The sequence below is a fragment of the Streptomyces sp. ME19-01-6 genome (genome assembly GCF_033793745.1).
Lineage (GTDB): Bacteria > Actinomycetota > Actinomycetes > Streptomycetales > Streptomycetaceae > Streptomyces.
The window spans coordinates 126,959-134,122 of the sequence record NZ_JARAXF010000027.1 but is presented as its reverse complement, the minus strand read 5'-3'; the positions used below and the strand labels follow the sequence as shown (position 1 = coordinate 134,122).

Genomic DNA, 7,164 nt, shown 5'->3' with positions numbered 1-7,164 from the left:
ACTGGGTTGATAGGCCAGATATGGAAGCCGGGTGACCGGTGGAGTTGACTGGTACTAATAGGCCGAGGGCTTGTCCTCAGTTGCTCGCGTCCACTGTGTGGTTCCCGGGTTGCGAACAGTCGCACCGGTTGAGCCGCACTTAACTGAACAGTGTGCTTGTTCGCTGCCCTGTCCAATTCCCGCTCTGCGGGGTGGGCAATAGGGTTTCGGTGGTCATTGCGTTAGGGAAACGCCCGGTTACATTCCGAACCCGGAAGCTAAGCCTTTCAGCGCCGATGGTACTGCAGGGGGGACCCTGTGGGAGAGTAGGACGCCGCCGAACAATCTTTGAAGGACCCCTGGGTCCCAGCGTTCATGCTGGGACCCAGGGGTCCTTTTGTTTTCCGCTGAAACGCGTTGGCAAGTCCGATGCGCGAGAATGGCTGCAGTACCTCAAGACAGGAGTCACGTCGATGTCCACCAACTCCCCCGACGATCGGCCGAACCGGGAGCCGCGGCGCCGGGACGGCGGTGACCGGCGCGACTCCCGCGAGTCCGGACCGCGACGTGACGGTGATCGTGGCGGGTTCCGGCAGGGGCGGGACGACCGCCCGTACCGTCCCCGGCGCGATGACGACCGCGGTGGATTCCGCCGTGAGGACGACCGCGGCGGTTTCCGTCGTGACGATCGTCGCGATGACCGCCGTGATGACCGTCGCGGCGAGCGAAGTGATGACCGGCCGCGCGGGCCGCGCCGCGACGATGACCGTGGTGGGCGGCCCGGAGGGTATGCGCGCCGTGATGACCGCGGCGGGCGGCCCGGTGGTGGGTTCGACCGCCGTGATGACCGTGGCGGTTTCCGTCGTGACGATCGTCGTGACGACCGCCGTGATGACCGTCCCCGTGGGCCTCGGCGTGATGACCGTGACGGTGGCTACAGCCAGGGTGGGTTCCGTCGTGACCGGGACCGCGATGACCGGCCCGGCTTCCGTCGTGATGACGACCGTGGCGGCTACCGTCGCGATGATGACCGTGGTGGTTTCCGCAGGGACGGCGACCGGGGCGGCTACCGCCGTGATGACGACCGCGGTGGTTACCGTCGTGACGATCGCCGTGATGATCGCAGGGACGACCGGCGGGACGACCGGCGGGACGACCGGCCTTCGTACCGCAGGGACGACGACCGGCGGGACGACCGGTCTCGTGGGCCGCGCCGCGACGACCGGGACCGCGCCGGCGGGTACGAGCGCCGCGACGACCGGGACCGTGGCGGCCGCGCCGGCGGGTACGAGCGTCGTGACGAACGTCGTGACGAACGGCCGCGCGCCCCGCGCCGGGACGACCGCGAGGGTGGTTTCCGGGGCCGTGACGACCGTGGGCCGCGCCGTCCGTATGCCGGGGGGCAGGGCCGTGGGCGCGACGAGCGTCCCGGTGGCGGCGGCTACAAGCGTCGTGACGACCGGTCCGGCGGCTACGGCCGCCGGGACGACCGCGCCCGCGACCGCGAGCCGGTCAAGCGGCTGCCGATCCCCGAGGATGTGACCGGGGACGAGATCGACAAGAGCGTGCGGCAGGAGCTCATGAGCCTGCCGAAGACGCTCGCCGACGACGTGGCGAAGAACCTCGTCATGGTCGCCAAGCTGCTGGACGACGAGCCCGACCGAGCGTATGAGTACTCGCGTGTCGCGCTGCGGCTCGCCTCCCGCGTCGCGGCCGTGCGCGAGGCGGCGGGCTTCGCCTCGTACGCCGTCGCGAAGTACGCGGAGGCGCTGGCGGAGTTCCGCGCGGCACGGCGGATGACCGGCACCGTGGACCTGTGGCCCGTGATGGCCGACTGCGAGCGCGGTATGGGCCGCCCGGAGCGGGCGCTGGCGATGGCCGGTGAGCCCGAGGTGCAGAAGCTGGACCGGGCCGGGCAGGTCGAGATGCGGCTGGTCGCGGCGGGCGCCCGGCGCGACATGGGGCAGGCCGACGCCGCTGTGGTGACGCTGCAGAGCCCGGAGCTGGCCTCCCAGTCCATACAGCCGTGGACCGCGCGGCTGCGCTACGCGTACGCCGACGCGCTGCTGGCCGTCGGGCGTGAGAGCGAGGCGCGGGAGTGGTTCGCGAAGGCACTGGAGGCGGATCAGGGCGGGACCACGGACGCCTCCGACCGGCTGGCGGAGCTGGACGGCGTGGAGTTCGTGGACGCGCTCGCTCCCGAGGAGCTCGAGCACGAGGAGCACGAGCCGGAGGCCGAGGACGAGCCCGAACTGGTCGAGGACGAGCCCATGGGCGAACCCGAGGCCTCTGCCGAGGCCGACCAGCCGAAGAACGGAGCCGACGGAGCCGACGAGGGCGACAAGGCCGACGGCCGCTGACGGTGGTCGAGAGCGGCGCCGGAGCGAGATAGCGAGAGACAGAGAAAGGGCGGAACCCCGGGTCCAGGGGTTCCGCCCTTTCTCGTCAGCCGTGTCAGCCGAGCGCGAGACTCCGCAGGACCAGCCCCGACGCCGGCTTCGGCCCGAAGGAGGTCGACTTGTGCGGCATGGGGATCCCCTGCCGGGCCAGGTCGTGGACGACCCCCTCCCGTACCGGGTGCATCAGCACCGCCGTACCGCCGTGCCGCTCCGCCTGCTCCACGGCCGCCGCCGCGTCATGGATGTAGCCGATGTGGCCGGGGGTGTCCGGGACCTTCCAGATGTGCTGGAGCAGCAGGGAGTGGAGGACCGTCGCGTCGAGGGTGCGCCATGCCTCCGGCCGGTCTGCGGGGATCGTGCGGGCGAGGAGGGCCGGGTCGGGGCGGTCCAGGAGGAGGAAGCCGCCGTGCCCGGCGAGCAGGAAGGCGTTTCCGGCCCCCGGTTCGTCGGCGGCCTTCGCGAGTGTGGCCAGCGCCTGCGGGAGTGGACCGGCGACCGGCCGTATGCGGAAGGCGGCGCCCCCTGAACCGGGCGTCGGCGAGCCAGGCGTCGGAGAGCCAGGCACAGGCACAGGCATACGATGCGCGTCCGGGGCGCCCAGGGCGGCCAGCGCCTCGGCCGGCGAGAGTTGGTGCAGCAGCCGGTGGATGGCCCTGACCCGCAGCGGGTAGCGGGCGGTGTCGACGAGCAGGACCAGGCCGAAGTCCCAGGGGCCGGGCTCCGTCCGCTCCTCGCGCAGCCGCAGATAGGTGGCCCAGCGGTGGTGTCCGTCGGCGATGAGGGCCTGCCGGTGGCGGAGGTCGGCGGCGATCTGCGCGAGGTCGGCGGGGTCGGTGACCCGCCACAGGTGGTGGCTGAAGCCGTCCTCGGTGAGCGTGGAGAGCAACGGGCTGCCCTGGACGGTGCGTTCGAGGACGGCGGCCGCGCCGGTCACCGAGCCGTCGCCGCGGTAGGCGAGGAGCAGCGGCTCCAGGTTGGCGTCGGTGGCGCGCATCAGGGCGGCACGGTCCTCGACCACATGCGGCATGACCTCCTCATGCGGGAGGACCACGCCCTCCTCGCGCGGGCTCAGCCGCAGGGCGCCGATGATCCCCCGCTGGAGCACATGGCCGTCGCGCTGCTCGTAGACGTAGAGCGCGGGCTCGGGGTCGGGGGCGAGTATTCCGTCGGCCTGCCAACGGCGCAGCGTCTCGGCGGCCTGCCGGTGGCGGTCGGCGGGGGTGCCGGCCTGCGGGAGGATGAGGCGGACGATGTTGTACGGGTCCGCCGTCTCGAGCGCGCGCAGGCCGTCGGGCCGCACCACGACGTCGTACGGCGGGGAGGTCACGGCGGCCAGGCTGCCGACCCGCTCCGCGACGTAGCGCAATCCCCGGAACGGGGCGAGCTGCAGACCTTGCCCGACAGGCCCTGGAATGCTCATCAGTGAATGCTATGCCGCCCGGCGGGATGAGCGATGATCGGGGGACAGACGCACATGTATGCGAGGAGCGTGTCCCCCTATGAATCCCCCCGCGACCCAGAACGTCCGGACTCGGCCCGCTGCCAGCGAGCGGCCGCTGAGCGCGGCGTACGACACCGCCCTGCTGGACCTCGACGGGGTGGTGTACGCGGGGGGCGAGGCCATCGAGCACGCCGTGGGGGCGCTGGGTGCCGCGCGGGACGGCGGGATGCGGCTGGCGTATGTGACCAACAACGCGCTGCGCACGCCGGAGGCGGTGGCGGAGCATCTGACCCGGCTCGGGGTGCCCGCGACGCCCGAGGACGTGGTCACCTCGGCGCAGGCGGTGGCCCGGCTGATCGCCGAGCAGGTCCCGGCCGGGGCCCGGGTGCTGGTGATCGGCGGGGAGGGGCTGCGGGTGGCGCTGCGCGAGCGGGGCCTGGTGCCGGTGGACTCGGTGGACGACGACCCGGCGGCGGTGGTCCAGGGGTACGGCGGGCCCGAGCTGCCCTGGGGGCGGCTGGCGGAGGCCGGGTACGCGGTGGCGCGGGGCGTGCCGTGGTACGCCTCCAATACGGATCTGACGATTCCGAGCGGTCGGGGTCTCGCGCCGGGCAACGGCGCGGCGGTGGAGGTCGTACGCATCGTCACGGGCCGCTCTCCGCAGGTCGCGGGGAAGCCGCTGCCCCCGATGCACCGGGAGACGATCCTGCGGACCGGCGCGGAGCGGCCGCTGGTGGTCGGGGACCGGCTGGACACCGACATCGAGGGCGCGCACGCGGGCGGCGTCGACTCGCTGCTGGTCCTGACCGGGGTGACCACCCCCGCGCAGCTGCTGGCGGCCGAGCCCCGGCACCGGCCGGCGTATGTGGACCGTGACCTGAGGGGCCTTCTCACGGCTCAGCCGGATGTGGAGGCCGCGGGGTCAGGGGACGAGGACGGCTTCCGGTGCGGGGGCTGGCTGGCCCGGGTGCGCCAGGGCGCGCTGGTGCTGGAGGGGGACGGCGGCGACCCGATGGCCGGGCTGCGGGCCCTGTGCGCGGCGGCGTGGGCCGAGGCCGGGGACGGGGCATGCGCCGCGGACGCGGGGAAGGCGCTGGCGCGGCTGGGGCTGTGACGACCCCTCTCTGGGCAAGGTAAAGCAGGTTAGGTTAACCTAACCTGAGTTGTGATCGGCCTTGCTGTGAGGTGGAGTTCCGCGTGACCCTGGTCAGTCCGGCGAGAGCCGGGACCGAAACAGCGACCGCACCACCACCAGGGCGGCGCGCCGCGCGCCGCGCGGCCGGGCTCGCCGCCTCCCTGGGGGTGCTGCTGGTGGTCGTGGCCGCCAGTGTCGCGATCGGCGCCAAGCCCATCCCGCTCGGCGAGGTGTGGCACGGGCTGTTCCACTACAGCGGCAGTGACACCGATGTGGTGGTGCGGGACGTGCGGGTGCCGCGCACCGTGCTCGGGCTGCTGGTGGGCGTCGCGCTCGGGCTCGCGGGCGCGGTGATCCAGGCACTCACCCGCAACCCGCTCGCCGACCCGGGGCTGCTCGGGCTGAACGCGGGCGCGTCCGCCGCCGTCGTCTCGGCCATCAGCTTTCTCGGCGTCACCTCCCTGACCGGCTATGTGTGGTTCGCCTTCCTCGGCACCGCCGTCGCGTCCGTGCTCGTCTACGCGCTCGGCGGCAGCCGAGGGGCCACGCCGGTGCGGCTGGCGCTCGCCGGAACGGCCGTGTACGCGGCGCTCTACGGCTATGTCAACGCCGTTGAGCTGCTGGACACGGCGGCCTTGGACAAGATGCGCTTCTGGACGGTCGGTTCGCTCGCCTCCGCGAACATGACGGTCGTCAAGCAGGTCGCGCCGTTCATCGTCGTCGGCGTGGTCCTCGCCCTGGCGCTCGGCCGGTCGCTGAACGCCGTGGCGCTGGGCGACGACACGGCGCGCGCCCTCGGCACCAACCTCACCCGCACCCGCGTGCTGGCCATGGCTGCCGTCACCCTGCTGTGCGGGGCCGCGACAGCCGCCTGCGGGCCGATCGCCTTCGTCGGCCTGATGGTGCCGCATCTCGTACGGGCGCTCACCGGGCCCGATCTGCGCTGGATCCTGCCGTACGCCGCGGTGCTCTCGCCGGTCCTGCTACTGGGCGCCGATGTGATCGGCCGGGTCGTGTCCCGGCCCTCGGAGCTGCAGGCCGGCGTCGTCACCACGCTCATCGGCGGGCCCGTCTTCATCTACCTCGTCCGGCGCCGAAGGATGGCCCAGCTGTGAACGCGAGCGCGAGCAAGATCAGGAACGGCAGCGGCGAGGTGTCCAGGGCGCGCGGGGCGACGCTGCGGACCCGGGGCGGGCTCTCGGTCCGGGTGGACGTCCGCGCGGCGCTGGCGGGGCTGCTGCTGGCCGCCGTGGCGCTGACCATGAGCGTGGTGCTGATCGGCACCGGCGACTTCTCGATCGCGCCCGGGGATGTCGTACGCACCCTGTTCGGTGGCGGCACCCCGATCGAGCACTTCATCGTCAACGAGGTGCGGCTGCCGCGCGTCCTGGTCGGGCTGCTCGTCGGCGCGGCCCTCGGCCTGGCGGGGGCGCTGTTCCAGAGCGTGTCCCGCAATCCGCTGGGCAGCCCCGACGTGGTCGGCTTCGGGCAGGGGTCGGCGGCCGGGGCGCTCACGGTCATCGTGCTGTTCAAGGGAGACCCGAACCAGGTCGCGGCCGGGGCCGTCGCCGGCGGCCTGCTGACCGGGCTCGGCGTCTACGCGCTGGCCTGGCGGCAGGGCGTGCACGGCTACCGGCTGGTGCTGGTGGGCATCGGCGCGTCCTCGACCCTCACCGCCGTCAACGGCTATCTGCTCACCCAGGCCCATCAGGAGGACGCGGCGCGCGCCATGGTGTGGCTGACAGGCTCGCTGAACGGGCGGGACTGGGCGCAGGTCTGGCCGCTGGCCTGCGCGTGCGCGGTCCTGGTGCCGGTGGTGCTCGGGCACGCCCGGGGCCTGCGGATGCTGGAGATGGGCGATGACAGCGCGTACGCCCTCGGGGTGCGGGTCGAGCGGACGCGGCTGGTGCTGGTCCTCTCGGCCGTCCTGCTGACCGCGATCGCCACGTCCGCCGCCGGGCCCGTGGCGTTCGTCGCGCTCGTCGCGCCACAGCTGGCCCGCAGGCTCACCCGCTCGGCCGGGCCCAACCTGGTGCCCGCGGCCCTGATGGGCGCGGCCCTGCTGATCACCGCCGACTGGACCGCGCAGCGGCTCTTCGGGGCGGACCAACTGCCGGTGGGGGTGGTCACCGGGGTGCTGGGCGGCTGCTATCTGCTGGGGCTCCTGATCACCGAGCGCCGGGCGGGGCGGATATGACGAGGGGTGGCAT

5 protein-coding genes, 1 rRNA gene and 1 pseudogene are annotated in these 7,164 nt (G+C 73.1%); 6 read left to right on the top strand and 1 reads right to left on the bottom strand.

The features are described from left to right. Positions 1 to 205: 205 nt before the first annotated feature. The 3 genes and pseudogenes from rrf to PV419_RS39710 all read left to right on the top strand — a co-directional run bounded on the left by rrf (position 206) and on the right by PV419_RS39710 (position 2,339). Positions 206 to 322, top strand: a 5S ribosomal RNA gene (rrf, locus tag PV419_RS39720). Positions 323 to 500: 178 nt separating this feature from the next. Then, positions 501 to 1,478: pseudogene (locus PV419_RS39715) on the top strand (hypothetical protein); the annotation flags it as partial. A 66-nt stretch (positions 1,479 to 1,544) separates the two neighbouring features. Beyond that, the gene (locus PV419_RS39710; protein ID WP_319697370.1) at positions 1,545 to 2,339 is read left to right on the top strand and encodes a hypothetical protein; all 795 of its coding nucleotides are present in this window, start codon (positions 1,545 to 1,547) and stop codon (positions 2,337 to 2,339) included. Positions 2,340 to 2,433: 94 nt separating this feature from the next. Here the strand turns inward: PV419_RS39710 and PV419_RS39705 are convergent, their stop codons facing one another. Further along, positions 2,434 to 3,798, bottom strand: coding sequence for a DUF1015 domain-containing protein (locus PV419_RS39705; protein WP_319697352.1), 1,365 nt, complete (start codon positions 3,796 to 3,798; stop codon positions 2,434 to 2,436). 79 nt (positions 3,799 to 3,877) lie between these two features. Between PV419_RS39705 and PV419_RS39700 the strand changes: the two genes are divergently transcribed. The 3 genes from PV419_RS39700 (at position 3,878) to PV419_RS39690 (ending at position 7,151) form a co-directional block, all read left to right on the top strand. After that, on the top strand, positions 3,878 to 4,933 hold the full coding sequence (locus PV419_RS39700) for an HAD-IIA family hydrolase (protein WP_319697350.1): 1,056 nt from the start codon (positions 3,878 to 3,880) through the stop codon (positions 4,931 to 4,933). Positions 4,934 to 5,016: 83 nt separating this feature from the next. Then, entirely contained in the window at positions 5,017 to 6,069 is a 1,053-nt protein-coding gene (locus PV419_RS39695; RefSeq protein ID WP_319697348.1) for a FecCD family ABC transporter permease, read from the top strand. Next, positions 6,066 to 7,151 carry a FecCD family ABC transporter permease gene (locus PV419_RS39690; protein WP_415925479.1) on the top strand — a complete coding sequence of 362 codons (1,086 nt, stop codon included), beginning with the start codon at positions 6,066 to 6,068 and terminating at the stop codon, positions 7,149 to 7,151. Before PV419_RS39695 ends, PV419_RS39690 begins: the two co-directional genes overlap by 4 nt. The last annotated feature ends 13 nt before the right edge of the window (positions 7,152 to 7,164 follow it).

What these genes read in the sequence shown, in the direction of transcription:
- PV419_RS39705 (WP_319697352.1), bottom strand. Translation starts at nt 3,798, where the DNA reads ATGAGCATTCCAGGGCCTGTCGGGCAAGGTCTGCAGCTCGCCCCGTTC.
- PV419_RS39700 (WP_319697350.1), top strand. Translation starts at nt 3,878, where the DNA reads ATGAATCCCCCCGCGACCCAGAACGTCCGGACTCGGCCCGCTGCCAGC.